The 25073-nt window shown below is 64.2% G+C and carries 27 protein-coding genes and 1 tRNA gene; 17 read left to right on the top strand and 11 right to left on the bottom strand.

The genetic code is table 11. From position 1 onward, the window contains the following. Positions 1-18 precede the first annotated feature (18 nt). The 9 genes from SOM61_RS01635 to SOM61_RS01595 all read right to left on the bottom strand — a co-directional run bounded on the left by SOM61_RS01635 (position 19) and on the right by SOM61_RS01595 (position 6869). Positions 19-396 (bottom strand): energy transducer TonB, encoded by a 378-nt coding sequence (locus tag SOM61_RS01635; protein WP_320472460.1) that lies wholly within the window; start codon positions 394-396, stop codon positions 19-21. Next, complete coding sequence (locus SOM61_RS01630) at positions 393-749, bottom strand: energy transducer TonB (RefSeq protein WP_320472459.1); 357 nt, start codon at positions 747-749, stop codon at positions 393-395. The genes SOM61_RS01635 and SOM61_RS01630 overlap by 4 nt, the downstream gene beginning before the upstream one ends. Before the next feature lie 95 nt (positions 750-844). Beyond that, a complete protein-coding gene (locus SOM61_RS01625) occupies positions 845-2116 on the bottom strand; it encodes a M56 family metallopeptidase (RefSeq protein WP_320472458.1) in 1272 nt (423 codons plus the stop codon). Continuing rightward, entirely contained in the window at positions 2113-2499 is a 387-nt protein-coding gene (locus SOM61_RS01620) for a BlaI/MecI/CopY family transcriptional regulator (protein ID WP_320472457.1), read from the bottom strand. Before SOM61_RS01620 ends, SOM61_RS01625 begins: the two co-directional genes overlap by 4 nt. A 119-nt stretch (positions 2500-2618) precedes the next feature. Then, on the bottom strand, positions 2619-3023 hold the full coding sequence (locus tag SOM61_RS01615; RefSeq protein ID WP_320472456.1) for a DNA-binding transcriptional response regulator: 405 nt from the start codon (positions 3021-3023) through the stop codon (positions 2619-2621). After that, a complete protein-coding gene (locus tag SOM61_RS01610; protein ID WP_414674924.1) occupies positions 3016-3519 on the bottom strand; it encodes a GAF domain-containing protein in 504 nt (167 codons plus the stop codon). The genes SOM61_RS01615 and SOM61_RS01610 overlap by 8 nt, the downstream gene beginning before the upstream one ends. Positions 3520-3638: 119 nt before the next feature. Further along, positions 3639-4940 (bottom strand): dicarboxylate/amino acid:cation symporter, encoded by a 1302-nt coding sequence (locus tag SOM61_RS01605; RefSeq protein WP_320472454.1) that lies wholly within the window; start codon positions 4938-4940, stop codon positions 3639-3641. Positions 4941-5131: 191 nt separating this feature from the next. Continuing rightward, a complete protein-coding gene (locus SOM61_RS01600) occupies positions 5132-6109 on the bottom strand; it encodes an AraC family transcriptional regulator (RefSeq protein WP_320472453.1) in 978 nt (325 codons plus the stop codon). Further along, the gene (locus tag SOM61_RS01595) at positions 6087-6869 is read right to left on the bottom strand and encodes a 3-hydroxybutyrate dehydrogenase (RefSeq protein WP_414674921.1); all 783 of its coding nucleotides are present in this window, start codon (positions 6867-6869) and stop codon (positions 6087-6089) included. Before SOM61_RS01595 ends, SOM61_RS01600 begins: the two co-directional genes overlap by 23 nt. A gap of 144 nt (positions 6870-7013) precedes the next feature. On the opposite strand from SOM61_RS01595, the gene SOM61_RS01590 reads away from it, so the two are divergent. The 7 genes from SOM61_RS01590 (at position 7014) to SOM61_RS01560 (ending at position 13584) form a co-directional block, all read left to right on the top strand. Further along, complete coding sequence (locus tag SOM61_RS01590; protein ID WP_320472451.1) at positions 7014-7910, top strand: alpha/beta fold hydrolase; 897 nt, start codon at positions 7014-7016, stop codon at positions 7908-7910. A gap of 53 nt (positions 7911-7963) precedes the next feature. Further along, the gene (locus tag SOM61_RS01585) at positions 7964-8314 is read left to right on the top strand and encodes a RidA family protein (RefSeq protein ID WP_123070134.1); all 351 of its coding nucleotides are present in this window, start codon (positions 7964-7966) and stop codon (positions 8312-8314) included. A 9-nt stretch (positions 8315-8323) separates the two neighbouring features. Further along, entirely contained in the window at positions 8324-10564 is a 2241-nt protein-coding gene (locus tag SOM61_RS01580; RefSeq protein WP_320472450.1) for a RelA/SpoT family protein, read from the top strand. A 201-nt stretch (positions 10565-10765) separates the two neighbouring features. Then, positions 10766-11572 (top strand): ABC transporter permease, encoded by an 807-nt coding sequence (locus SOM61_RS01575; protein WP_320472449.1) that lies wholly within the window; start codon positions 10766-10768, stop codon positions 11570-11572. A gap of 19 nt (positions 11573-11591) precedes the next feature. Next, entirely contained in the window at positions 11592-12539 is a 948-nt protein-coding gene (locus SOM61_RS01570; protein ID WP_320472448.1) for an MlaD family protein, read from the top strand. Next, positions 12536-13168 (top strand): hypothetical protein, encoded by a 633-nt coding sequence (locus tag SOM61_RS01565; RefSeq protein ID WP_320472447.1) that lies wholly within the window; start codon positions 12536-12538, stop codon positions 13166-13168. Before SOM61_RS01570 ends, SOM61_RS01565 begins: the two co-directional genes overlap by 4 nt. Positions 13169-13314: 146 nt before the next feature. After that, positions 13315-13584: a hypothetical protein gene (locus SOM61_RS01560; RefSeq protein WP_320472446.1), complete on the top strand. Its 270-nt coding sequence runs from the start codon at positions 13315-13317 to the stop codon at positions 13582-13584. A gap of 8 nt (positions 13585-13592) precedes the next feature. Here the strand turns inward: SOM61_RS01560 and SOM61_RS01555 are convergent, their stop codons facing one another. Together SOM61_RS01555 and SOM61_RS01550 are read right to left on the bottom strand one after the other, a co-directional pair. Continuing rightward, a complete protein-coding gene (locus tag SOM61_RS01555; protein ID WP_320472445.1) occupies positions 13593-14534 on the bottom strand; it encodes an NAD(P)/FAD-dependent oxidoreductase in 942 nt (313 codons plus the stop codon). An 84-nt stretch (positions 14535-14618) separates the two neighbouring features. Continuing rightward, a complete protein-coding gene (locus SOM61_RS01550; RefSeq protein ID WP_320472444.1) occupies positions 14619-15542 on the bottom strand; it encodes a cation diffusion facilitator family transporter in 924 nt (307 codons plus the stop codon). Between the two features lie 131 nt (positions 15543-15673). Here SOM61_RS01550 and SOM61_RS01545 point away from each other — a divergent pair. The 10 genes from SOM61_RS01545 to SOM61_RS01500 all read left to right on the top strand — a co-directional run bounded on the left by SOM61_RS01545 (position 15674) and on the right by SOM61_RS01500 (position 25006). Next, positions 15674-15750 (top strand) — tRNA-Val (locus SOM61_RS01545). A gap of 206 nt (positions 15751-15956) precedes the next feature. Continuing rightward, the gene (gene thrS / locus SOM61_RS01540; protein ID WP_147935799.1) at positions 15957-17867 is read left to right on the top strand and encodes a threonine--tRNA ligase; all 1911 of its coding nucleotides are present in this window, start codon (positions 15957-15959) and stop codon (positions 17865-17867) included. Beyond that, positions 17867-18424, top strand: a complete 558-nt coding sequence (gene infC / locus SOM61_RS01535; RefSeq protein WP_267874131.1) for a translation initiation factor IF-3 — start codon at positions 17867-17869, stop codon at positions 18422-18424. Before thrS ends, infC begins: the two co-directional genes overlap by 1 nt. A gap of 511 nt (positions 18425-18935) precedes the next feature. Then, positions 18936-19136, top strand: a complete 201-nt coding sequence (gene rpmI, locus SOM61_RS01530) for a 50S ribosomal protein L35 (RefSeq protein WP_005667419.1) — start codon at positions 18936-18938, stop codon at positions 19134-19136. Between the two features lie 20 nt (positions 19137-19156). After that, positions 19157-19516 carry a 50S ribosomal protein L20 gene (gene rplT / locus SOM61_RS01525; protein ID WP_320472443.1) on the top strand — a complete coding sequence of 120 codons (360 nt, stop codon included), beginning with the start codon at positions 19157-19159 and terminating at the stop codon, positions 19514-19516. A 124-nt stretch (positions 19517-19640) separates the two neighbouring features. Beyond that, positions 19641-20654: a phenylalanine--tRNA ligase subunit alpha gene (gene pheS / locus SOM61_RS01520; protein ID WP_320472442.1), complete on the top strand. Its 1014-nt coding sequence runs from the start codon at positions 19641-19643 to the stop codon at positions 20652-20654. Positions 20655-20679: 25 nt separating this feature from the next. Beyond that, positions 20680-23106: a phenylalanine--tRNA ligase subunit beta gene (gene pheT, locus SOM61_RS01515; RefSeq protein ID WP_320472441.1), complete on the top strand. Its 2427-nt coding sequence runs from the start codon at positions 20680-20682 to the stop codon at positions 23104-23106. 186 nt (positions 23107-23292) lie between these two features. Beyond that, positions 23293-23661 carry an integration host factor subunit alpha gene (locus tag SOM61_RS01510; protein ID WP_320472440.1) on the top strand — a complete coding sequence of 123 codons (369 nt, stop codon included), beginning with the start codon at positions 23293-23295 and terminating at the stop codon, positions 23659-23661. 16 nt (positions 23662-23677) lie between these two features. Further along, positions 23678-24082, top strand: coding sequence for a MerR family transcriptional regulator (locus tag SOM61_RS01505; RefSeq protein ID WP_320472439.1), 405 nt, complete (start codon positions 23678-23680; stop codon positions 24080-24082). 291 nt (positions 24083-24373) lie between these two features. After that, positions 24374-25006, top strand: coding sequence for a response regulator (locus SOM61_RS01500; protein ID WP_005667428.1), 633 nt, complete (start codon positions 24374-24376; stop codon positions 25004-25006). Positions 25007-25073: the final 67 nt, after the last annotated feature.

The following is a 25073-nucleotide window of genomic DNA, read 5'->3' as shown; positions in this document are numbered from 1 at the left end:
CAGCCTGCCCAACGATACTTAATCCATCTTCCAGACGTAGTGCACGGAAGTCCAGGCACGCACCGGTTTCCCCTCACGCATTGCGGGTTTGAATGTGCAGATCGAGAGGGCGCTGCGGGCCGCTTCGTCGAGCGATGCATCACCGCTCGAGGTTTGCAGGCGCGACTCGATGACCTTGCCGTCTGGCCCGATCAGCATGCCAAGGATCGTGGTCCCCTCGACCTTGTTTGCCTTCGCCTGTTCTGGATAGACCGGCCTGCTGCAGGAAGCATGGTTCCCGGCCGCCTGCGCTGCGTCGGCCGACGCGGCGGCTTGGCGTGTGGGCGACTGCGCGCAGCCGGCCAGGACAGCCGCGGCCATGCCTGCAGTCGCGAGCAGGCGAATCACCGGCATCATTCCGGCACCCACGTGTATTTCAGATCAGTCCATTGCTCCTTCGGCGCACCGTTCACCGTACCCGGCTGGAACCGGCATTTGGCGAGGGCCGCGCGCGCCGCTTCGTCCAGCGAAGCATTGCCGCTGGTCTTGCGCACCACCGCTTCGCGCACCGTGCCGTCGGCCCTGACCAGGAAGGCGAGGGTGACGGTGCCTTCGACCTTGGCGGCCAGCGCTTGTGCAGGGTACTCCGGCTTGCGGCAAGACTTGAAATTCGCGACCGGCGCGGTGGTGACACTGTCCGGCATGTCGGCGAAGGGATTGACCGGCGCCGTCCCGACGCAGCCGGCCAGGATCGTCGCTGTCAGTCCCATCGCCAGTCCCATCGCCAGAATCGATATGCCATGTTTTCCAGACCGGCGTGGAAGGGACGGGGTGCACTCCTTGATAGGCATTACTTTTCCTTTTCTCATTTAGAAACCCAGACGTACTGTACCTCAGTCCATCGCTCGGTCGGCTTGCCATCGACCGTGCCGGGCGTGAACGTGCACCTGGCCAGCGCCGTGCGGGCCGCCTCGTCCAGCGAGGTGTCGCCGCTCGACTTGCGCAAGGTGGTATCAACCACCGCTCCTTCGGCGCTGACCAGGAAGCCGAGGGTCACCGTGCCTTCGATATTGCGCGCCAGCGCCTCGGCCGGATACTTCGGCCGCTCGCACGAGTCGAATTTCGCCGTCGGGGTAGTGACGATGCTGTCGGTCTTGACGGTTGCCGGACTGGATGCGGGCGTCTGGGCGCAGCCGGCCAGGCCGGCGAGCAGGAATCCAAGCACCGGGATGGCGGCTTTCCAGTTCAGCGCTTCGGTATCGGGACGAACCAGTTGTTTGATGCGTGACATGAGATCTCCTCCGTTGGCCGCCTGGGCCAGGTGGTGGGTGGAGAACTGGCGTTTTTCCAGTTCCGAGAGGGCCAGGGCCAGGCGCCGCGGTTCGCCCAGTTGCCGTGCCGCGATGGCATCGGCGATCTGTTCCCGTTCGACGCGGATGCGGCGCGAGATCCACCAGACCGCCGGGTGGTAGAACAACAGCGCTTCAATGACGTTCTGGCACAGGTTGACCAGGTAGTCGTGGCGCTGAATGTGCGCCAGTTCGTGCGCCAGCAGCGCTTCCAGCAGGTGCGGGGGCATGCTGGTCACCAGCGAGGCCGGCACCAGCACGACCGGACGCCACCAGCCGGCCGTGACGGGACTCGATAAACCGTTGACGATGCGCAGGCGGATCGGTCGGGGCAAGCCGAACTGCGTGGCGAGCCGGTCGACGCGGGCCTGCCATGCCGGATCGTGGCTCTCTCGCATGGTCGCGCGCCGCACCCACATGAGCCCCGCGATCATGCGCAGTGCCAGGAACAGCGCGCAGACGGCCCAGGTCGCCACGATCCAGGCCAGGTTGCGCTGGAACAGGCCGCTCCAGCCACTCTCTTGGGCCATGCCGACCGCGGCGCCGGACAACACGATTGCGAGGCCGCCATCGGCGCCGCTGTCGCCCCCCAGGCGCAGGAATAGTTCGGTCGCCGGCCATGCCAGGCACAGCAGCAGGCCGATGCAGGCGACGAGGTAGCGCGTCTGCGGACGCGCCTTGCGCAGCAAGGTGAGGGCGAGCGCGGTCTGGCCGCCGACCAGCGCGCCCTGCCAGCTGAAGTGGACCAGCGTCCAGCCGATGCTGTCGACGATGCCGACGGCGTTCATCGCTTGTCCTCGTCCTTCAGGAGCTGCTCGATCTCGTCGCGTTCCTTCTTCGAGATGCCGCTTTTCAGCGCGGCCAGCACCAGCGCCTTGGCCGAGCCCGAGAAGGCGCGCTGCATCAGGTCTTGCAGCAGATTGGTCTGCAGGGCGTCGCGCTCATGCACCGGCGCATACACATGCGAACGTTCGCTCTCGTCGCGGCTGAGCAAGCCCTTGCCGTGCATGACTTGCATCAGGCGCAAGACCGTGGCGTAGGTGACGTCCGGACGTTGCGGGAGCATTGCCTCGTGCACCTGCTTGGCGGTGGCCGCGCCGAGCGGCCACAGCACTTGCAGCAGGTCGAGTTCGGCGGGCGTGGGCTTGGGAGCGTTGGGGGAGCGCGGCATGGCATGACCTCGTCTGTTCAGGATAAATCTAGATTATCCTGTCTAGATCGATTTGTCTACGGCAATTCGCGCGTTCATGCGAGCCGGGTAATGCCGGCCAATACAGCGGCAATGGCCGGTCAGGGCAGGCGCGGAACCGCGCCGAATTGCTCGATCGTTTCCAGCAGCACCTTGGCGCGAAATGGCTTGAGAATGACGCGGCTGATATTGCGGTCGCGTAGGGCGCCCAGCAGTTCCGCCGTGGCCTGCTCGGCCATGATGGCGATCGGCATGGTCTTGCCAGTCGTATCGTCGGCGCGCAGGCGGTCGATCAGGCCCAGGTCGTATTGCCGGTCGGCGCCACGGCCGATGCAGTCGACAGCGACGACGGCGCCGTGGAAAGCGCGCGAGCGCAGCAGGCGCAGCGCGGCGTCGTTGCTGGCCGCTTCGTGCACCTGGCTCATGCCGAGGCTGCGCGCCGTCATGACCACGGTGCGGCGCAACATCGGATCCGGCTCGACCAGCAGGATGTGGCTGTCAGGCATCGTGCTTTTCCTCCATGCGCGCCAGTTCCATCACCGCCAGGTCGCGCAGCGTAGCGAGGATGCCCAGGTCGAGCGCGTCGAGCGTGCGCGGCCGGCGGTCGATCAGGCACAGGGTGCCCAGGCGCAGGCCGGATGGCAGCGCCAGCGGCGCACCGGCATAGAAGCGGATGTGCGGCGCGCCTGTCACCAGCGGGTTGTCTGCGAAGCGCGGGTCTTGCAACGCGTCTTCCACCAGCATGATCTCGTCGCTCAGGATGGCGTGCGAGCAGAACGATACATCGCGTCCCGTCTCGCACACTTGCGTGCCGACGCGCGCCTTGAACCACTGGCGCTCGGCGTCGACCAGCGTGACCAGCACGATCGGCATGTCGAATTCGTCGGCGGCGAATTGCGCGATCTTGTCGAAGCGCTCTTCTGGCGGGGTGTCGAGGATCAGCAGTTCGTACAGGGCGGCGAGGCGCGCGGCTTCGTTATCGGGTTTGGCGGCGATGTGCATCGTGGGCGCGGTCATCAATCTTGGTAGGCGCAATATATCAGACCCGTTGCGGGCATAAAAACGCGGGCATAAAAAAACCGTGCCACGAGGGCACGGTTTCCTGGACAGGTAGTGAGGGATTACGCCGCTTCGCGCACTTCCTTCATGCTGTTCTGGTCTTCGATATGCACGCGGCCGCTCAGGACGTCATCCATGCGCGCCGAATCCAATTCCTTCTCCCACTTCGACACCACCACCGTCGCGACGCCGTTGCCGATGAAGTTGGTCAGGGCGCGCGCTTCGCTCATGAAGCGGTCGATGCCGAGGATCAGGGCCATGCCCGCCACCGGAATGGTCGGCACCACGGCCAGGGTCGCAGCCAGGGTAATGAAGCCGGCGCCGGTGATGCCCGATGCGCCTTTCGAGGTCAGCATCGCCACCAGCAGGATGGTCAGTTCCTGGGTCAGGGTCAGGTCGGTATTGGTTGCCTGCGCCACGAACAGCGCCGCCATCGTCATGTAGATATTGGTGCCGTCCAGGTTGAACGAGTAGCCGGTCGGGACGACCAGGCCGACCACTGGCTTCGAGCAGCCCAGCTTTTCCAGCTTGCGCATCAGGTTCGGCAGGGCGCTTTCCGACGACGAGGTGCCCAGCACGATCAGCAGTTCTTCCTTGATGTACTTGATGAACTTGAAGATCGAGAAGCCGGTGAACTTGGCGATCGCGCCCAGTACGACGAACACGAACAGCGCGCAGGTCAGGTAGAACGAACCCATCAGCTTGGCCAGCGGCACCAGCGATTCCAGGCCGTATTTGCCGATGGTGAAGGCCATCGCGCCGAAGGCGCCGATCGGGGCGACTTTCATGACGATGTTGACGATGCCGAAGATCACGTGGGCGATGTCGTCGATGAACTTGGTCACCGGACGGCCGCGCTCGCCCATCATCGACAGCGCGAAGCCGAACAGGATCGCGATCAGCAGCACCTGCAGGATGTTACCGGTGGCGAAAGCATCCACGAACGTCGTCGGGATGATGTGCATGATGAACTCGGTCGTGGTCTGGGCATGCGCATTGGTGGTGTATTGCGCGATCGAGCTCGAATCGAGGTGGGCCGGATCGACGTTGAAGCCGGCGCCCGGCTTGGCCACGTTGGCGACCACCAGGCCGATGGCCAGGGCGAAGGTCGACACGACTTCGAAATAGATCAGCGCCTTGCCGCCGACGCGGCCGATCTTCTTCATGTCCTGCATCCCGGCGATGCCGGCGACGACGGTACAGAAGATCACGGGGGCGATGATCATCTTGATCAGTTTGATAAAGCCGTCTCCCAAAGGCTTCATCGCGGTGCCCAGTTCGGGGTAGAACACCCCCAGCATCACGCCAAGAACAATGGCGATCAGCACCTGGACATACAGTACTTTATAAAAAGGCTTCTTCATGGCAACTCTTCAACGAGGTTGGTGGTTGTTCCATGTTGGAGCATTCGTTCCCAGCGGGCTATTGTGGAAATCCGCATGCTGCACTGCACCAGGGCGCCGTGGAAAACCACGCACCGCAGCGGTGCGAGACAGAAGCGGGAGTCAATGCGCGCGTGCGCCATGGCCCTTCTGGCAGAGGGCAGGGCCTGGCTTCAGGCGGCGTGGGCGGCGCGGCGCCAGGCGCCCGGCCCCACGCCGTAGTTGCGCTTGAAGACCCGGTTGAACGCCGCCTCGGACTGGTAACCGACCGCTTCGCCGATCGCCGCGATCGGCCGCGTGTCGCGCGCCAGCCACTGCGCGGCCTGGGTCATGCGCAACTGCACCAGGGCATCGAGCGGCGTCGTGCCCGCCAGTTGGCGGAACAGGCGCGCGAAGGTGGCGCGCGACATGAAGCAGGCTGCGGCCAGCTCTTCCACCAGCCAGGGGCGCTCCAGCTGCGCCAGCATCAGGCGCAGCGCGGGGCCAAGGCGGCGGTCGGCCAGCACCGCCAGCAGGCCCGGGGTGGTCGGGCTGTCGTCGAGCCAGGCGCGCAGCAACAGCGTGAACAGCGCCCCGGACAGTTGCGCCACCACGGCCGCGGCGCCGGGGCGGGCGCTGTCGGCTTCGCTGCGCAGCATCGTCACCAGGGCCAGCAGGCCGGCGAAGTCGGGGCGTGAAGAGGCGTGCACGACGATCATGGCGGGCAGCGCCGGCTGCAGGACGCGGCGCGCGCCGTCGTCGAACACGAACTGGCCGCACAGGATGCCGGTCGGTGCGCCGTCGCCGCCATTGCTCACCCAGCGCAGCGGTTCAGGGCCCGGCACGTCCACCAGCGGGCGCGCCTGTTCCGGCGGACCGGCATGCAGCCGGTGCGCGCCGCCTTGCGGGAAGACGACGATGTCGCCGGCGCGCAGGGCGATCCGTTCGCCGCTGGGCGTGTCGACCGCGGCTTCGCCTTCGACGATCAGGTGGTAGGGCGCCACGCCGGCGCCGGCCACCGGCTGCTCCAGCACCCAGGGTGCGGCCAGCGCGCAGCGGATATCGAGCGAGGTACGCAGGGTGAACAGCGACAGCAGGCGGCTGAGCGCATCGATGCCCTGGGCCGCGCCGCCGTCGGCCACCTCGGGCTTATTGCGCAGCCCAGCCTCCATCCATATTCCAGGCCACGCCGCGCACCTGGGCGGCGGCCGGGCTGCAGAAGAACACGGCCAGCGCGCCCAGTTCTTCCGGGGTCACGAATTCGCCCGACGGCTGTTTTTCGGACAGCAAGGCCTTGCGTGCGGCGTCATTGTCCAGGCCCTCGCGTGCGGCGCGATCGTCCACCTGTTTCTGCACCAGCGGGGTCAGCACGAAGCCCGGGCAGATCGCATTCGCGGTCACGCCGGTCTGCGCCGTCTCGAGCGCCGTCACCTTGGTCAAGCCCACCAGGCCGTGCTTGGCGGCGACGTAGGCCGATTTCTGGCTCGATCCCACCAGGCCGTGCACCGACGCCAGGTTGATGATGCGGCCCCAGTTTTTCTGCTTCATGCCGGGCAGGGCCAGGCGGGTGGTGTGGAAGGCCGAGCTGAGGTTGATGGCGATGATGGCGTCCCATTTCTCGGTGGGGAAGTCCTCGATCGAGGCCACGTGCTGGATGCCGGCATTGTTGACCAGCACATCGACCCCGCCGAATTTGTCGGTGGCGTAGGCCATCATGGCCTCGATGTCGTCCGGCCTGGACATGTCGGCGTTGTGGTAGGCCGTTTGCACCCCGAACTCGGCGCCGATATCGGTGTACAGCTTCTCGATCTGCTGGGCGTCGCCGAAGCCGTTGAACACGATGTTGGCGCCCTGTTCGGCTAGCGAGCGCGCAATCCCGAGTCCGATGCCCGAGGTCGAACCGGTGACGAGAGCCGTTTTGCCAACTAGCATGGTGGATTTCATTGTGTCCTCTATATGAAGGTGATCGGGGGAACTTCCTAAGAATTGGTAGAATTCTAATCGCAACACCATCACGATGGTGAATTGCAGAGAAGCCGTCAACCGGCGCGTCCATATTGTCATCACGGAGTCACGATGTCTGAACCCAGATTAAAAAGCGTCCAGTGCAGCTCGCCCGCCGGGCTGCACCGCGTCGCCTACAAGGAATGGGGCGACGCGGACAATCCGAAGGTGCTGGTGTGCGTACACGGCGTGACCCGCGTCGGCGACGATTTCGACCATCTGGCGCGCGCCCTGTGCGATGAGTATCGCGTGGTCTGCCCCGATATCGTGGGGCGCGGCCGCTCGGAGCGCCTGCGCGACCCGGCCTATTACACGGTGCCGCAATACGTGGCCGATATGGTGACGCTGATCGCGCGCGTCACCGCCGGCGCCGGCGCCGCGGGTGGGCCCGATAGTGAAGGCGTGGCCTGGTTCGGCACCTCGATGGGCGGCCTGATTGGCATGGCGCTGGCCGCGCTCGAGGGCAATCCTGTGCGCAGGTTCGTGCTCAACGATATCGGGCCGGTGCTCGATGGCGCGGCGCTGCGGCGCATCGGTGACTACATCGGCCAGGACTTGCGCTTCCCCAGCTTCGCGGCCGGGGCCGAGTTCGTGAAAACGGTGTCGGCGTCCTTCGGCCCGCACTCCGACGACGAATGGCGCAAGCTGGCGGCCGATGTCCTGCGCGAGGGGCAGGACGGCCAGTGGGAGCGCCACTACGACCTGAATCTGGCGCAGCCGTTCCGCGCCATCACCCTGGAGGGCGCCGCCCAGGACGAGGCCGCGCTGTGGGCGGCCTGGGATGCGATCCGTTGCCCGACCCTGCTGGTGCGCGGCGAGCATTCCGACCTGCTGTCGCGCGCGACGGCGCAGCAGATGACGCAGCGCGGACCGCGCCCACAGCTGGTCGAGATCCCCGGGGTGGGCCATGCGCCGACCTTCGTGCACGACGACCAGATCGCGATCGCGCGCAGGTTTTTAATCGGATGAATTTTTAATCGGGACCGGCACGGTTCCGCCTTTAGACAAAGAAGAAAGAGATCATGGAAATCAAACGACTGCATGTAGGCAAACGCCTCTCCGAAGTAGCGATCCACAACGACACCATCTACCTGGCCGGCCAGATCGCCGAAGACACCAGCCAGGGCATCGAGGAGCAGATGCGCGAAGTGCTGGGCCACGTTGACCGCCTGCTGGGCGAGGCCGGCAGCGACAAGACCTGCATCCTCTCCTGCCAGATCTTCATCTCCAGCATGGACAACTTCCCCGGCATGAACAGTGTCTGGGACGAGTGGGTGGCGCAGGGTCATACCCCGCCGCGCGCGACCGTCGAAGCCAGGCTCGCCAACCCCGCCTGCCTCGTCGAGGTCTGCGTCATCGCCGCCCTGCGTTAAGGCAGGGGTATGGTATCGACCGCCCTGCTGGGCGACGTCAACAGCGGCCTGGTCCAGGGACTGGGGCAGGAGGACTGCGTGCGCGTGCATGCGGCGCTCGAGTACGCGGCCGCGGGCTATGGCGAGCGGGTGGCGGCCTCGGGCCAGGGCGCCTTCGAGTTCTCGCTCGGCGCGGCCGGCACCCTGGCCTTCCTGAACACCGACGCCGAGACCCGCATCGCGGGCCTCTTGTTCGAACTGGCGCTGATGGACCCCTCCACCTTCGGGCGCATCGAGGAGCGCTTCGGCCCCGAGGTGGCGGCGCTGGTGCAGGGCGTGCACCAGCTGATCCGCCTGCGCGACCTGACCGTCGGCCAGGCGCCGGTGGGCAGCGGCAAGAACGCGGCCCAGCAGGCCGCGGCGCAGAACGAAACGCTGCGCAAGATGCTGCTGGCGATGGCCACCGACATGCGCGTGGTGCTGATGCGCCTGGCCTCGTGCGCCGCCACCTTGCGCTACTTCGCCGAACACAAGCGCTTCGACGAGGTCACGCGCGCCTATGGCCGCGAAGTGCTGGACTTCTATGCGCCGCTGGCCAACCGGCTCGGCATCTGGCAACTGAAATGGGAGCTGGAAGACCTGGCCTTCCGCTTCATCGAACCGGACACCTATAAACGCATCGCCAGGATGCTCGAAGAAAAGCGCATGTCGCGCGAGAGCTTCGTGGCCTCGTCGATCGCGCGCCTGCAAGACGAACTGGCGGCGGCCGGCATCAAGGCCGACGTCTCGGGGCGGCCGAAGCACATCTACAGCATCTGGAGCAAGATGCGCGGCAAGGAGCTCGATTTCTCGGAGCTGTACGACGTGCGCGCCTTCCGCGTGATCGTGCCCGACATCAAGACTTGCTACACGGTGCTGGGCGTGATCCACAATATCTGGACCCCGGTGCCGAAGGAGTTCGACGACTACATCTCGCGGCCCAAGCCGAACGGCTACCGCTCGCTGCACACGGTGGTGACGGCCGACGACGGCCGTCCGCTCGAAGTGCAGATCCGCACCCAGGAGATGCATAACTTCGCCGAATACGGCATCGCCGCCCACTGGCGTTACAAGGAAGAGGGCGGCTCCAACTTCAAGAGCCAGGCCTACGACGAAAAGATCGCCTGGCTGCGCCAGCTGCTGGCCTGGAAGACCGACGTCACCGATGCCGTCGCCGGCCAGGAAGACCTGCAGAAGGAATGGGTCGAGAAGCTCAAGGCGACCAGCCTGGACGACCGCATCTTCGTGCTGACCCCGCAGGCGCGGGTGCTGGAGCTGCCGGTGGGCGCGACGCCGATCGATTTCGCCTACCACCTGCACAGCGACGTCGGCCACCGCTGCCGCGGCGCCAAGATCGACGGCACGATGGTGCCGCTGAACACGCAGCTCAAGAACGGCCAGACCTGCGAGATCATCACCGCCAAGGGCGGCAGCGTCGGCCAGGGGCCGTCGCGCGACTGGCTCAGCCCCGGTTACGCTGCCAGCAGCCGCACCCGTTCCAAGATCCGCGCATGGTTCCATGCCCTGGACCAGGCCGAGACCCTGGCACAGGGCCGCGCCGCCGTCGAAAAATCGCTCCAGCGCGAGGGCAAGACTGCGGTCAACCTCGAGCTTCTTGCGCAAAAGCTGGGTTTCGCCAAGGTGGACGAACTGTTCATCGAAGTCGGCAAGGACAAGTTCAGCCTGCGCCACGTCGAAGCGGCACTGCACGAAGGCGCGGAGCCAGCGCCCGTCGAAGACGCGGCGGTGGTCAATAAAAGCCGCGCCTCGAGCGTGGAGCAGGGCGCCAAGTCGGGCGTGCTGGTGGTGGGCACCGACGGCCTGATGACGGTGCTGGCCAAGTGCTGTAAACCAGCGCCGCCGGATCCGATCGTCGGCTTCGTCACGCGCGGCAAGGGCGTCTCGATCCATCGCCTCAGTTGCAAGAACTTCGCCGAGATGCAGGCCAAGTCGCCCGAGCGCGTGATCCATGTCGAGTGGGGGATGGCTGGGGTAGAAACCGTGTACCCGGTCGACCTGTTCATCCTGGCGCAAGACCGCCAGGGCCTGCTGCGCGACATCTCCGAGGTGTTCTCGCGCGAGAAGATCAATGTGATCGGGGTGAACACCCAGAGCGCCAAGGGCCAGGCGCGCATGGTGTTCACGGCGGAGATCGGGTCGACGGCGCAGGCGCAGAAGGCGCTGGCGGCGATCATGGAGGTGTCGGGGGTGATGGAGGCGAGGAGGCAGTAGGTGTGCGTGAGGGCTTGGGTTCCCGCCTCCGCGGGAACGACGTTGTTTGAGTGAGGCGATATGCACACCGATTCAACTTCGGCCACGTCCCCAGGCACGTCGTCCCCGCGCAGGCGGGGACCCAAGTGACGTGCTCACCACGAACGTAATCATTTGTCACGAGCCCGCGCAATCCCTTGCAACCGAAGTATCATTCAGCCCATGCCACGAACGATCCCGCCCATCGCCCAGCCGACCCTGTGGCCTGCCTATCTGGCGCGCTACCTGCGCAGCTGGTGGTACATGATCCACCTGGGCGCGATCGCCGTCGTCACGGCGCTCTCGCCCTCCACCTGGCGCCGCGCGAGCTTCCACGCCACCGCGCGCCACATCCATGCCAGCACCTGGCAGGTGCTGCCCTGGTTCACGCTGGCCTCCTGCCTGGTCAGCCTGGTGATCATCCGCATCGTGCTGGTCACGGCCAAGAGCTACGGTCTGTCCGGGCTCGCGCTCGAGATGGTGGTGCGGGTGCTGGTGCTGGAGCTGGTTCCGCTTTCCGCGGCGCTGTTCGTGGCCCTGCGCGCCAGCATGGCCTTCGACGCCTCGGCCCTGGGCCTGGCGCGTTCCGGCCTGTCGATCCGCGCCGCGAGCGATGAAGCGCTGCGCCGCGTGCGGCGCGACCTGGTGCCGCAGCTGATCGCCAACGCGGTGGCGGTGCTGTCCCTGGCGATGGTCACGTCGATCATCGTGCTGCTGCTGGCCTACCTGAACGTGTATGGCCTGTCGCCCTGGGGCATTCCCGACTACACCCGCACCGTGGGCCGCGTCTTCGCGCCGGTGGTGACGGCCGGTTTCGTGCTCAAGACGGTGCTGTTCGGCCTGGCCGTGGCCCTGATCCCCACCGCCGCCGTGCTCGAGCTGCAGCGCTATCCGCGCGCCCTGGCCACCAGCGTGCAGCCCGGCGCGCTGCGCCTGCTGTTCGTGCTGATCGTGATCGAGGCAGGCTCGCTGGCCCTGAAATACATCTGAATCCTTGAAGAAGAACACCATGCCGGACCTGACTCCCGATCCATCCATCCCTGACGAACCGAAGAACGTCGAAGCCAAGGCGGTGATCCTGCTGGTGCTGCTCGGTCTCATGATCGCGGGCTTCGTGCTGTACGTGATGTACGCGCGCGGCGTGTTCGAGCCGACCCAGCGCCTGACCCTGGTGGCCGAGGATTCGTCCGGCGTCATCCCCGGCATGGACATGACCTTCGCCGGCTTTCCGATCGGGCGCGTGCGCCAGGTCGACCTGGGCGACGACGGCAAGGTGCAGATCACGGTCGACGTCCAGAGCAAGGACGCCAAATGGCTGCGCGCCTCGAGCGTGTTCACGCTGGAGTCGAGCATCGTGGGCGAAACCCGCCTGCGCGCCTACACCGGGGTGCTGACCGACGCGCCGCTGCCGCCCAATTCCACCCGCACCGTGCTGCGCGGCGACGCCACCGCCGAGATCCCACGCATCGTCGCCACCGCCAGGGCGCTGCTGGAAAACCTGGAAACCATGACTGCGTCGGGCTCGGACGTCAACGCCAGCCTGGCCAACCTGTCGGCGGTGACGGGCCGCATGTCGGGCCGCTACGGCGTGCTCGGTGGCGCGCTGGGCGGCGACGAAGAGGCGAAGAAGCTCATGGAAGCGCTGGACCGGGTCAACGTCATCCTGGCCAAGGCCGACCAGCGCGTGTTCGGCAAGGCCGGCGTGATGGACGACACGCAAGCCGCGATCCGCCAGCTGGACGTGGTGCTGCAGGACGCCAGCACGACGCTCAAGAAGGTCGATGCGGTGCTGGTCGAGGCCCAGGCGGTGGGCGCCAACACGCGCGAAGCCACCGAAGACCTGGGCGCCTTGCGCGGCGAGGTGGACGCCAGCCTGCGCAAGGTGAACCGCCTGGTCGAGGAAATCAACCGGAAATGGCCATTTGCCCGCAGCAGCCAGGAGATCAAGCTTCCATGAAGATCGCATATATAGTCATCGCAGCCGTGCTGGCAGGCTGCGCCAGCAAGCCGCTGCCGCCCGACTGGCAGGCCAACGCCAAGGGCGCGCTCGACGCCTCGGTCGACGATTACCTGAAGGGGCACACGGCGGCTTCCGAGTCCGAGTTCCGCGAAGCGCGGCGCGAGACGACGGCCACCGGGCGCCCCGATCGCGTGGCCCAGGTCGAGCTGGTGCGCTGCGCGGCGCAGGCGGCCAGCCTGGTGTTCGAGGATTGTCCGGGCTATGCGGCGCTGGTGGCGGATGCGACGCCGGCGCAGCGCGCGTATGCCGCCTATCTGGCGGGGCAGTGGGATGGCCTGGACGTGGCGCTGCTGCCCGAGCAGCATCGCGCCGTGGTCGGCGGTGGAGCGCTGGACAAGATCGAAGACCCGCTGTCGCGCATGGTCGCGGCCGGGGCGCTGTTCAAGGCCGGGCGCATGTCGCCGCAGAACATCGAGCTGGCGGCCGACACGGCCTCGAACCAGGGCTGGCGTCGTCCCTTGCTGGCCTGGCTCGGGGTGCAGGAGCAGCGTGCCAGGGCCGCCGGCGACACGGCGGCGGTCGAGGGCATCCGGCGCCGCATCGCGCTGGTCTCGGGCGAGAACTAGCGGTCTGCGGTCGGGTTTTCGGACTATTCGTCGTTATGAATATGCGAACCTTGGTTAATCGGTCATTTGACCCGTTGCCGACGGTCGTAGGCTGGTCGGGTATCGGATCAAGCCGACGGCACGCCACCCATTCCATGGAGCAGATCATGACGACCCGCATCGATTCCCCCAGTCCCTATCGGGTGCAAGGCGGGACGACTTCCCTTGCCGATGCCAGGATCGCCGATATGCTCAAGGCAGTCCCGGGAGAATTGAAGTACAGCGATTTCACCGATCCGGGAGGGCGTTCGGCGCGCAGTGCGCCGGAGTCGGCCCCGCCCAAGGTGACGGCGCGTAGCCTGGTGCAAATCATGCAGGACATGGACTGCCAACTGGCGCGGGCGCGCATGGCTGACGACGGCACGTCCGCGGCCTGATCGGGCGCTCAAGACGGGCTTGCGCGCAAGGCCCAGGGCAGCGTGTTGTGGATGGTCGTCGCCGCAATCGCCGCCTGGCCGGCCGCCACCGCGATCTGGTTCAGTCCGCGCGTAACGTCGCCGATGGCGAACAGTCCCGGCACCGAGGTGCGGCAGTGGTCGTCCACCAGCAGCTTGTCGCACTCGACCGTTTCGGCGCCCAGCGCCTTCGCCAGGCCCGACCTCGCGCTCTCACCCAGCATCGGATAGAACACATCGCATTCGTAGTCCTCGCCATCGCGCGTGTGCAGCACCGGGCGCAAGTCGTCGGTGAGGGTCACGCCGGCCAGCGGCGAGGTGATGTGCCGCACATTCGCCACTTCCAGCTGGCGCTTTTCCTCGGCGTTGACGGCCGATTCCCCGGCCCGCTCGAACAACCACACGTCGGTGCTGAAGCTGCGCATGAACAGCGCGTGTCCCACCGGATTGACCTCGGACGTCGCCACCGCGATGCGCTTGTCGATCACGTCGAAGCCGTCGCAGACGGGACACAGGCGCACGGCGCCGGCGGCCACGGCTTCTTCCCAGCGCTCGACCGGCATGCCGGCGTCGGCCACGCCGGTTGCCAGCAGCACCGTGTGCGCGCGCAAGGTCGTCAAATCCCCCTCGGGACTGCAGCAGTCGGCGACGAACAAGCCATCCTCGAGGCGCAGATCGACGACTTCGCCGGGGATCACGTGTCCGCCATAATTGCCCAGCTGGCAGCGCAGCTGGTCCAGCAGCAGCTTGCCGTTGATTCCGTCGGGGAAGCCCGGATAGTTGTGGGAGACGGGAATCCACCCCAGCCGGCTATTGCCCTTGTCGATCAGGGCGACGTTGCGGGTGAAGCGGTGCAGGTAGATGGCCGCCGTCAGGCCGCCGGGGCCGCCGCCGACGATGAGGGTGTCGAATACGTTCGCTTTCAGTTCCATGCCCTCGATTATCCCGGGCGGCGAACGGCCGGGCTATCGGCGCGCGCCTGCACGCCGGGTGGGCATGGGCTTACACGGACCGGCCTACAGCGACTTGCCGCCGGCCGCCTCTGGCTGCAGGGTCACGTGATCGATGCCGTGGCGCTCGCGCAGCATGGCGCGCACGGCTTCGAGCACCGCCGGCCATTGCTCCAGGCTGCGGATCTCGATGTGGCCGATCAGGGCAGGGTGGCCCGGCGACATATCCCACACATGCATATCGTGCACGGCCAGCACGCCCTCGACCGCGGCCATGTCGGCGCCGACCTGGACGTAGTCGATCGCATGCGGCACGCCTTCCATCAGGAAGTGATACGACTCCCGCAGGATGCCGCTGGTCGAGCGCAGGATCAGCAGGGCGACGAAGATCGACAGGATCGGGTCGGCCTGCACCCAGCCGGTGACATAGATAATGGCGCCGGAGGCGATCGCCGCCAGCGAACCCAGCAGGTCGCCCATCACATTGACCAGGGCGGCGCGGGTATTGATGCTGTCGTTGTTACGGGAAAGAATCCAGGCCACCAGCAGGTTGATCGAGGCGCCCAGGGCCGCCACCACCAGCACGATGCCGCCTTGTACATGTTCGGGATGGATCAGGCGCTGTACCGCTTCGTAGCCGATCCAGGCCACCAGGCCCAGCATCGCCAGGCAGTTGACGAAGGCGGCCAGCGCCTCGGCGCGCACGAAGCCGAAGGAGTGGCGGGCCGACGGCGGACGCTTGGCGATCAACTGGGCCAGCAGGGCCAGGCCAAGGGCGGCGGCGTCGGTCACCATGTGGCCGGCATCCGAGATCAGGGCCAGCGAGTTGGAAATGAAGCCGGTGATGACCTCGACCACGGCGAACAGCAGGGTCAGGCCGAGCGCGACCGCCAGCGCCTTCTGGCTGCGCGCCTCGATCGAGTGCGAGTGGCTGGCGTCGCCATCGAGGTGGGCGTGCAGGTGGGAAGGGTCGAGCTGTTTCAAGTTCATCGCAAGAAGTAAATATGGGCCTGGTGTCGAAGTGTAAAGCATCCTGCGCCGCAGGGTACGGCGGACCCTGCGGCAACTATTTCCGTGCGAGGGTTGCGGTTCCGCCATGCGGTCCTTATAATGGCGGCATCGGGCGGTTAGTTCAGCTGGTTAGAATACTTGGTCGACATCCAAGGGGTCGCAGATTCGAATTCTGCACCGCCCACCAGTACATATGTAAGAGCGAGAAAGGCACCACGGTTATGACACCGCGAACTACAACCTGGTTGTGGGGGAGTCGCTAGACGCGAAGGGGTGTGCTTTTGCTCAACACAACGAAAAAACGCGGCTAGTGCCGCGTTTTTTTTCGTCTTTTAAAATTCCATTGTCTTTTTGTTTATTTTTCACCGGCGCGAGCGCCAATTGGAGAGCAGCATGCTGAACGTTCGACTTCCCGATGGCTCCAGCCGTCAATTTGACGGCCCCGTGACGGTGGCCCAGGTGGCACAGAGTATTGCCCCGAGCCTGGCCAAGGCCGCCCTGGCCGGCAAGGTCAATGGCAAGGTGGTCGACACCTCGCACCTGATCGACGCCGACGCCGACCTGGCGATCGTGACCGACCGCGATCCGGAAGGCCTGGACGTCATCCGTCACTCGACCGCCCACTTGCTGGCCTATGCGGTCAAGGAATTGTTCCCGGAAGCCCAGGTCACCATCGGCCCGGTCATCGAAAACGGCTTTTATTACGACTTCTCGTACAAGCGCCCGTTCACCCCGGACGACCTGGCCGCCATTGAAAAGAAGATGGTCGAGCTGGCCAAGAAGGACGAGCCGGTCACCCGCAAGGTGCTGCCGCGCGACGAAGCCGTGACCTACTTCAAGTCGATTGGCGAACACTACAAGGCCGAGATCATCGCCTCGATTCCCGCCAACGAAGACGTGTCGTTGTACAGCGAAGGCGGCTTCACCGACCTGTGCCGCGGCCCGCACGTGCCGTCGACCGGGAAGATCAAGGTCTTCAAGCTGATGAAGCTGGCTGGCGCCTATTGGCGTGGCGACTCGAAGAACGAGATGCTGCAGCGCGTGTATGGCACCGCCTGGACCAAGAAAGAAGACCAGGAGCAATACCTGCACATGCTGGAAGAAGCGGAAAAGCGCGACCACCGCAAACTCGGCAAGGCTTTGGACCTGTTCCACTTCCAGGAAGAAGCGCCGGGCCTGGTGTTCTGGCATCCGAAGGGCTGGACCGTCTGGCAGCAGGTGGAGCAGTATATGCGCCACAAGTACCAGGTGAGCGGCTACAGCGAAGTCAAGGCGCCGCAAATCCTCGATCGCACCCTGTGGGAAAAGACCGGTCACTGGGAAAACTATCGTGACAATATGTTCACGACCGAATCCGAAAACCGCTCGTACGCGCTCAAGCCGATGAACTGCCCGGGTCACGTGCAGATCTATAACTCGGGCATGCGCTCCTACCGCGACCTGCCGCTGCGCTTCGGCGAATTCGGTCAGTGCCACCGCAACGAGCCGTCCGGTGCGCTGCACGGCCTGATGCGCGTGCGCGGCTTCACCCAGGACGACGGCCACATCTTCTGTACCGAAGATCAGGTCGAGCGCGAAGTCACCGAATTCCACGCCCAGGCGATGGGCGTCTACGACGACTTCGGCTTCACCAATATCGACGTCAAGCTGGCGCTGCGTCCGGACAGCCGCATCGGTTCCGACGAAGTCTGGGACCAGGCCGAAGAATCGCTGCGTTCGGCACTGCGGGCCTGCGGCGTGGAGTGGACCGAGCTGCCAGGCGAGGGCGCCTTCTATGGTCCGAAGATCGAGTACCACCTGAAGGACAGCCTGGGCCGCCCATGGCAGGTCGGCACCGTGCAGGTGGACTTCTCGATGCCGGGTCGCCTCGGTTCCGAGTATGTCGCGGAAGACAATACCCGCAAGGTGCCGGTGATGCTGCACCGCGCGATCGTGGGATCGATGGAGCGCTTCATCGGCATCCTGATCGAAAACTACGCGGGTGCGCTGCCGCTGTGGCTTGCGCCAGTGCAAGTCGCGGTCCTGAATATTTCGGATGCGCAGGCCGATTACGTCAAGCAGGTCGAGGCAAAGCTGCGCGCGGCAGGCCTGCGCGTGCACGCTGATTTGCGAAACGAGAAGATCACCTATAAAATACGCGAACATTCCGTCCAAAAACTGCCGTATATCCTCGTTGTTGGGGATAAAGAAAAGGACGCGAACACAGTGGCTGTGCGAGCCCGCGGCAATGTCGATCTGGGTGTGATGCCCATCGACACGCTCGTGGAGCGTCTGGTTGGCGAAGTTGCCGCCAAGACGAAATAATCCCGGCCAATACCAATACATTCAAAGGAAATGACATAGCTACTGACAAGCAGAATCGCATTAATGGCGAAATCACCCATCCGGAAATGCGTTTGAACGGTGTGGACAACGAGCCGCTGGGCATCGTGACCCTGGCCGAAGCGTTCCGTCTGGCCGAAGAAAAGAACGTCGACCTGGTTGAGATCGCGCCAAATGCGGTCCCTCCGGTTTGCCGCCTGATGGACTACGGCAAGTTCAAGTATTCGGAACAGAAGAAGGCCCACGAAGCCAAGCTCAAGCAGAAGATCATCCAGGTCAAGGAAATCAAGTTCCGTCCGGGTACCGATGAAGGCGACTACAGCATCAAGCTGCGCAACCTCATCAAATTCCTGGAAGAAGGCGACAAGACCAAGATCACCTTGCGTTTCCGCGGTCGTGAGATGGCGCACCAGGACATCGGCCTGCGCGTGCTCGAGCGCCTGCGCACCGATCTGGAAGCGGTTGGCACGATCGAGCAGTTCCCGAAACTCGAAGGCCGCCAGATGGTCATGGTGGTTGCACCGAAGAAGAAGAAGTAATTCTTCGAGCGAAGTAGATACACGGCCGGGTCCGTGGTGGGGGTGAAAGCCCTTGCCGCGGCCCGGCTTTCACACGTCTGTACGGGGCGTATCCATTTCTATCGCTGCTGCAAGCCACGTCGCTCCCGCGGAGGTGGGAGCCCAGGCATTCATGTGTCGAGGCTTGGGTTGCCGTATTGGAGGTGCGTGGGCCTTGGGCACCCGCCTGCGCGGGTGCGACGTTGGTAATGGCGCGGGTGCGACGTTGGTAATGGTGCGGGTGCGACGTTGGTAACGGTGTGGCTGCGACCTTGGCAATGGTGCGCACGACGTTGTTTGCATGCGCCGAAGGCTTGCCTCCGACCATCCCATCCCTCCAAACCTGTGCTACAATCTGCGATTCCTGTTTTTAGAAACGGGTTGTAGCAGACTCGCTTCTGCTGCAAGACAAGTGAAAGTAGGCATCCAAGAGCAGCGTTGCTGCCACCTGCAATCCTGTCCCATATGAGGCTGTCCGCGAGGGCAGATGACTATGCCAAAAATGAAAACCAAGAGCTCCGCGAAGAAACGTTTTCGCGTGCGTCCGGGCGGTACCGTCAAATCGGGCATGGCCTTCAAGCGTCACATCCTGACCAAGAAGACCACCAAGAACAAGCGCCAGCTGCGCGGCACCCGTAACATCAATGCGTCGGACGTGACCAGCGTCTACCGCATGATGCCATCTGCTGTTTAATCTCACACTAAGGAGCTAATATGCCTCGAGTAAAACGTGGGGTTACTGCACGTGCCCGTCACAAGAAAGTTCTTGAACTTGCCAAAGGCTACCGTGGTCGCCGCAGCAAGGTATACCGTGTTGCCAAGCAAGCAGTCATGCGCGCTGGCCAGTATGCCTACCGCGATCGCCGCAACAAGAAGCGCGTCTTCCGCGCACTGTGGATCACCCGTATCAACGCGGCTTCGCGTTCGCACGGCATGACCTACAGCGCCTTCATGAACGGCCTGAAAAAGTCCGCGATTGAACTGGACCGTAAAGTCCTGGCCGACATGGCTGTGCATGACAAGCCGGCTTTCGCCGCGATCGTCAGCGCCGTCAAGGCCAAGCTGGCTGCTTGATTTCAGTCTGCTAGCAAGAAGCGCCATAGCGATATGGCGCACTAGAAGCGGGGCAAGGTTCACACCTGTGCCCCGTTTTTGATTCTGGCGTCTCCCGCCAACGAAAAACAGGAACAGAACAAGCATGAACTTGGAAGAACTCGTCGTCGCGGCCAGGAACGACTTCGCTGCCTCCGCGGACGCTGCCGCGCTCGAAAATGCGAAAGCCAAGTACCTGGGCAAGACCGGCCAGGTGACCGACCTCATGAAGGGCCTCGGCAAGCTCGACCCTGAGCAGCGCAAGGCGCAGGGCGCCCTGATCAATGCCGCCAAAGAACAAATCGAACAGGCCTTGACCGCGCGCCGCGAGGCGCTCGCCGACGCGCAGCTGATGCTGCGCCTGTCCGCCGAGAGCATCGACGTCACCCTGCCGGGCCGCGGCCGCGGCAAGGGCGGCATCCATCCGGTGATGCGCACCTGGGAGCGCGTCGAACAGATCTTCCGCTCGATCGGCTTCGACGTCGCCGACGGTCCCGAGATCGAAACCGACTGGACCAACTTCACCGCACTGAACAGCCCCGAGAACCATCCGGCGCGTTCGATGCAGGACACGTTCTATATCGAGGGCAATGACAGCACCGGCAAGCCGCTGCTGCTGCGCACCCACACCAGCCCGATGCAGGTGCGCTACGCGCGCACCCACCTGCCTCCGATCAAGGTGATCGCGCCGGGCCGCACCTACCGCGTCGACAGCGACGCCACCCACTCGCCGATGTTCCACCAGGTCGAAGGCCTGTGGATCGGCGAGGACATCAGTTTTGCCGACCTCAAGGGCGTGTACCTGAACTTCGTCAAGGCGTTCTTCGAGACCGACGACCTGCAGGTGCGTTTCCGTCCTTCTTACTTCCCGTTCACCGAACCGTCGGCCGAGATCGACATCGCCTTCGGTTCCGGTCCGCTCAAGGGCCGCTGGCTGGAAGTGTCGGGCGCCGGCCAGGTGCACCCGACCGTCGTGCGCAACTTCGGACTGGATCCGGAAAAATTCATCGGCTTCGCGTTCGGCTCCGGCCTCGAGCGCCTGACGATGCTGCGTTATGGAATCAACGACCTGCGCCTGTTCTATGAAGGCGATCTGCGTTTCCTGAAGCAGTTCAATTAATTTGCGAAGCTGAGGTAAAAAGAATATGCAATTCTCGGAAAACTGGCTCCGTTCCATCGTCGATCCGAAGATGAGTTCGGATGAGCTGTCCCATCTGCTGACCATGTCCGGCCTTGAAGTGGAAGAGGTCGAAGCCGTCGCGCCGCCGTTCTCGAACGTGGTGGTGGCGCACGTCGTCGAAGTGGCGAAGCACCCGAACGCCGACCGCCTGAATGTGTGCCAGGTCGATGCCGGCACCGGCACCCTGCTGAACATCGTGTGCGGCGCGCCGAACGTGCGCGCCGGCATGAAGGCGATCTGCGCCAAGGCCGGCGCGCTGCTGCCGCCGGGCGCCGACGGCAAGCCGTTCGAGATCAAGGTCGGCAAGCTGCGCGGCGTCGAGTCGCAGGGCATGATGTGTTCAAGCAAAGAACTGGGCATCTCGGAAGAGAGCAATGGTCTGATGGAACTGCCGGAAGACGCGCCGGTCGGCCAGAACATCCGCGATTACCTGGGCCTGAACGACCTGAAATTCACTATCAAGCTGACCCCGAACAAGGCCGACTGCCTGTCGGTGCTGGGCGTGGCGCGCGAAGTGTCGGCCCTGACCGGCTCGCCCCTGAGCCTGGCGCCGACGCGCGCCGTGCCGGTGAGCAGCGACGAGATCCTGCCGGTCAAGGTGTCGGCGCCCGACCTGTGCGGCCGTTTCGCCGGCCGCGTGATCCGCGGCCTGAACGCGCGCGCGGCTACCCCGGAATGGATGAAGCGCCGCCTGGAACGCAGCGGCCAGCGCTCGGTGTCGGCCCTGGTCGACATCTCCAATTATGTGATGCTGGAAGTCGGCCGTCCGTCGCACGTGTTTGACCTGGCCAGGATCCACGGTTCGCTCGACGTTCGCTGGGGCAAGAAGGGCGAATCGCTCAAGCTGCTGAACGGCAATACCGTCGAGCTCGACGAGTGGGTTGGCGTGATCGCCGACGACAAGGAGATCGAATCGCTGGCCGGTATCATGGGTGGCGATTCCACCGCCGTCTCGCTGGACACGACCGATATCTACCTGGAAGCCGCCTTCTGGTGGCCGAACGCGATCCAGGGCCGTGCCCGCCGTTATAACTTCTCGACCGATGCGGCGCACCGCTTCGAGCGCGGCGTCGACTACGCGACCATTCCCGACCATATCGAGCGCATCACCGCGCTGATCGTCGAGATTTGCGGCACCGGCGAGACGAAAGTTGGCCCGGTCGACGACCAGGTCGTCAATCTGCCGCAGCGCCAGCCGGTGCAGTTGCGCACCGCGCGTGCGCAAAAAGTCATCGGCGTGCCTTTGAGCGACGAGCTGATCGCCGACATCTTCACCCGCCTGGGGCTGGAATTTACGCGCGGCGAAGGCACGTTCCTGGTGACGGCGCCGTCGTACCGCTTCGACATCGAGATCGAAGAAGACCTGATCGAAGAAGTTGCGCGCGTCTACGGTTTCGAGAACATTCCGGCCAATCCGCCGGTGGCGCCGAGCGCCATGCTGATCGCGCCTGAAAACACCCGTTCGCTGTTCGCGATTCGCCACCAGCTGGCCGACCTGGGTTACCAGGAAGTGGTCAATATGAGCTTTGTCGAGAGCGCCTGGGAGGCCGATTTCGCTGGCAACCTCGAGCCGATCCGCCTGCAGAACCCGATTGCCAGCCAGCTCTGTGTGATGCGTTCGAGCCTGATCGGCAGCCTGGTCGCCAATGTGCGCTACAACATCAACCGCAAGGCGGGCCGCGTGCGCGCCTTCGAAGTCGGCGCCGTGTTCATGCGCAATAGCGACGTCCAGGACGGTCCGCTGGCGGTAGCCGGCTACGAGCAGCCCAAGCGCGTGGCCGCGATCGCCTACGGTCCTGCCGCGGACGAGCAATGGGGCCTGGCGACCCGCGCCGTCGATTTCTTCGACGTGAAGGCCGACCTGGAAGCGCTGTTCGCCCCGCGCCAGCTGCGTTTCACCAAGGCCGAGCACCCGGCGCTGCACCCGGGCCGCTGCGCCACGGTGGAGCTGGAAGGCAAGCAGATCGGTCTGGTCGGCGAGCTGCATCCACGCTGGCTGCAGAAATATGATCTGCCGCAAGCGCCGGTGCTGTTCGAAGTCGATGCGGCCGCCCTGTGCGAGCGCGTGGTCCCGAGCTATACCGAGATTTCGAAGTTCCCGGGCGCCACGCGCGACCTGGCGCTGGTGGTGAAACAGGACGTTCCGGCCCAGCTGGTGATTGATGCGTTCAACGCCGAGATCGCCGCCAATCCTGCAGGCAAGATCGTGCAAGCCGTTGTTTTGTTTGATGAATATCGCGGCAAGGGCCTGGAGACGGATGAAAAAAGCCTTGCTTTCCGCTTTAGCTTGCAAGATACTCAATCGACGCTGCAGGACGAAGCGGTCGATGCCATCATGGCAGCGGTCGCGGAATCCGCATCGACGAAACTGAGTGCGCGGCTGCGCTCGTAAGTGGCGACATAAGTGGCGATATAAGCAGCGCAATCCGATAGCAGGACCATTCCATGACGGGCAAGCCCAGGCTTGTTCCGTCATCCGAAATATTGTTTGACTTGAAGGCAGGGCTTCAAAATTAACAACAACGACGTTGATTCCGCCGTCTTCCAAGAGGCGCTGGCCGCCGACCTGGATCGCGCCATGCATGTGGCGCGGGTACGCAAGGAAGCTGAACAGTCATTGCCGACCTTGACCAAGGCCGAGCTGGCCGAGCTGCTGTTCGAGCAGGTCGGCCTGAACAAGCGCGAAGCCAAGGATATGGTCGAAACTTTTTTTGACGAAATCCGCAATGCGCTCGAGCGCGGCGAGGCGGTCAAGCTGTCCGGCTTCGGCAATTTCCAGTTGCGCGACAAGCCGCAGCGGCCCGGCCGCAATCCGAAAACAGGGGAGGAAATCCCCATCACGGCGCGCCGCGTCGTGACATTCCACGCCAGCCAGAAACTCAAGGGAATGGTCGAAGAGACCGCACCAGGTAGTCCACCCGCGGGTTCCCTGGCGCGTGCAGCCTGAGGACGCCCGATAAGCGATGAATGACCGACCGAACAAGATCGAGCCGAACGTGCTGCCGCCGATTCCGGCCAAGCGTTATTTCACGATTGGGGAAGTCAGTGACTTGTGCGGAGTCAAACCCCACGTCTTGCGCTACTGGGAGCAGGAATTTACTCAGCTTAAGCCGGTCAAACGTCGTGGAAACCGCCGATACTATCAGCACCACGAAGTCTTGCTGATCCGGCGCATCCGCGCGTTGCTGTACGAGCAGGGCTTCACCATCAGCGGCGCACGTAACCGCCTCGATGGTCGCGCCAGCGCGGCGATCGAGTTCGACGGGCTGGACCTGCCCGACAGTCCGCCAGCGATCGACGGCGACAAGTTGCGCGCCGATCTGCTGGACATTCTCGACTTGCTCAAGAACGGGTCGCGGCCGGCGTAAGGCCTGCGCGCACTCTTGCAATCCGTCGACATCCGTCGCTAACAGGGCTTGTCGAGCGCAAATTGTGCTCCACAGAATCAAGGCTTGCTCCGCCCGCGGTTCGTCCACGGTTCACTTGCCGGTAGCGTGCTCTTTGCGCGCTGCATCTGAATACTCAAGCATTCGTGTACCTGTTGAACGGGGCCCTCGGAGTGTTAAAATGTCACCCGCGCATATGCTGAATCTAACGCATGTAAACCGGGCGGTTCAGACCCGGCACTTTCCTGCGCAAGGAAAATTTAAGGGAAGACAATGATACGCGTTGCCATTTGTGACGATCACCAGATAGTTAGAGCAGGATTCAAGCAGATTTTCTCGTCGTCGGGCGACTTTGAAGTCGTCGCCGAAGGCGCCACCGGCCGCGAGGCCCTCGACATCGCACGCCGCGAGATCTGCGACGTGCTGCTGCTGGACATCGCGATGCCCGACCAGAGCGGCATCGACATCCTGCGCACCATCCGCCAGGGCCAGCCCAATCTGCCGGTGCTGATCCTGTCCGGCTACCCGGCGCAGCAATATGCGCTCAATCTGTTCAAGATGGGCGCCAACGGCTACCTGAACAAGGAGTGCGAGGCCGACGAACTCAAGACCGCCGTGCGCACCGTGTACCAGGGCCGCCGCTATGTGTCCTCGACGGTTGGCGAACTGCTGGCCCAGAGTTTCGACCGCGATCCCAACACGGCGCTGCACACCGAGCTGTCCGATCGTGAGTTTCAGGTCTTCCTGCGCCTCGCGAAGGGCGCGACCGTGTCCGATATCGGCAACGCGCTGTCGCTGTCGATCAAGACCGTGTCCACCTACCGTACCCGGATCATGGAAAAAATGGGCCTGCAGTCGAATTCCGACCTGACCTATTACGCCATGAAGAACAATCTGCTCGATTAATCATCGGCTGATTTTTAAGCCAGATTCATCTGACAACGCGCCCACCCGGGCGCGTTTTTGCGTGCTG

Source organism: Massilia sp. CFBP9012, assembly GCF_034045115.1.
In the GTDB taxonomy this organism is placed as follows: Bacteria; Pseudomonadota; Gammaproteobacteria; order Burkholderiales; family Burkholderiaceae_D; genus Telluria.
This window is presented reverse-complemented; position numbering and strand designations above follow the sequence as displayed.

Bases quoted from the DNA above. Each gene is read 5' to 3' on its own strand.
- SOM61_RS01635 (WP_320472460.1), bottom strand. From the start codon at position 396: ATGATGCCGGTGATTCGCCTGCTCGCGACTGCAGGCATGGCCGCGGCT.
- SOM61_RS01630 (WP_320472459.1), bottom strand. From the start codon at position 749: ATGGGACTGACAGCGACGATCCTGGCCGGCTGCGTCGGGACGGCGCCG.
- SOM61_RS01625 (WP_320472458.1), bottom strand. From the start codon at position 2,116: ATGAACGCCGTCGGCATCGTCGACAGCATCGGCTGGACGCTGGTCCAC.
- SOM61_RS01620 (WP_320472457.1), bottom strand. From the start codon at position 2,499: ATGCCGCGCTCCCCCAACGCTCCCAAGCCCACGCCCGCCGAACTCGAC.
- SOM61_RS01615 (WP_320472456.1), bottom strand. From the start codon at position 3,023: ATGCCTGACAGCCACATCCTGCTGGTCGAGCCGGATCCGATGTTGCGC.
- SOM61_RS01610 (WP_414674924.1), bottom strand. From the start codon at position 3,519: ATGCACATCGCCGCCAAACCCGATAACGAAGCCGCGCGCCTCGCCGCC.
- SOM61_RS01605 (WP_320472454.1), bottom strand. From the start codon at position 4,940: ATGAAGAAGCCTTTTTATAAAGTACTGTATGTCCAGGTGCTGATCGCC.
- SOM61_RS01600 (WP_320472453.1), bottom strand. From the start codon at position 6,109: ATGGAGGCTGGGCTGCGCAATAAGCCCGAGGTGGCCGACGGCGGCGCG.
- SOM61_RS01595 (WP_414674921.1), bottom strand. From the start codon at position 6,869: ATGCTAGTTGGCAAAACGGCTCTCGTCACCGGTTCGACCTCGGGCATC.
- SOM61_RS01590 (WP_320472451.1), top strand. From the start codon at position 7,014: ATGTCTGAACCCAGATTAAAAAGCGTCCAGTGCAGCTCGCCCGCCGGG.
- SOM61_RS01585 (WP_123070134.1), top strand. From the start codon at position 7,964: ATGGAAATCAAACGACTGCATGTAGGCAAACGCCTCTCCGAAGTAGCG.
- SOM61_RS01580 (WP_320472450.1), top strand. From the start codon at position 8,324: ATGGTATCGACCGCCCTGCTGGGCGACGTCAACAGCGGCCTGGTCCAG.
- SOM61_RS01575 (WP_320472449.1), top strand. From the start codon at position 10,766: ATGCCACGAACGATCCCGCCCATCGCCCAGCCGACCCTGTGGCCTGCC.
- SOM61_RS01570 (WP_320472448.1), top strand. From the start codon at position 11,592: ATGCCGGACCTGACTCCCGATCCATCCATCCCTGACGAACCGAAGAAC.
- SOM61_RS01565 (WP_320472447.1), top strand. From the start codon at position 12,536: ATGAAGATCGCATATATAGTCATCGCAGCCGTGCTGGCAGGCTGCGCC.
- SOM61_RS01560 (WP_320472446.1), top strand. From the start codon at position 13,315: ATGACGACCCGCATCGATTCCCCCAGTCCCTATCGGGTGCAAGGCGGG.
- SOM61_RS01555 (WP_320472445.1), bottom strand. From the start codon at position 14,534: ATGGAACTGAAAGCGAACGTATTCGACACCCTCATCGTCGGCGGCGGC.
- SOM61_RS01550 (WP_320472444.1), bottom strand. From the start codon at position 15,542: ATGAACTTGAAACAGCTCGACCCTTCCCACCTGCACGCCCACCTCGAT.
- thrS (WP_147935799.1), top strand. From the start codon at position 15,957: ATGCTGAACGTTCGACTTCCCGATGGCTCCAGCCGTCAATTTGACGGC.
- rpmI (WP_005667419.1), top strand. From the start codon at position 18,936: ATGCCAAAAATGAAAACCAAGAGCTCCGCGAAGAAACGTTTTCGCGTG.
- rplT (WP_320472443.1), top strand. From the start codon at position 19,157: ATGCCTCGAGTAAAACGTGGGGTTACTGCACGTGCCCGTCACAAGAAA.
- pheS (WP_320472442.1), top strand. From the start codon at position 19,641: ATGAACTTGGAAGAACTCGTCGTCGCGGCCAGGAACGACTTCGCTGCC.
- pheT (WP_320472441.1), top strand. From the start codon at position 20,680: ATGCAATTCTCGGAAAACTGGCTCCGTTCCATCGTCGATCCGAAGATG.
- SOM61_RS01510 (WP_320472440.1), top strand. From the start codon at position 23,293: ATGCATGTGGCGCGGGTACGCAAGGAAGCTGAACAGTCATTGCCGACC.
- SOM61_RS01505 (WP_320472439.1), top strand. From the start codon at position 23,678: ATGAATGACCGACCGAACAAGATCGAGCCGAACGTGCTGCCGCCGATT.
- SOM61_RS01500 (WP_005667428.1), top strand. From the start codon at position 24,374: ATGATACGCGTTGCCATTTGTGACGATCACCAGATAGTTAGAGCAGGA.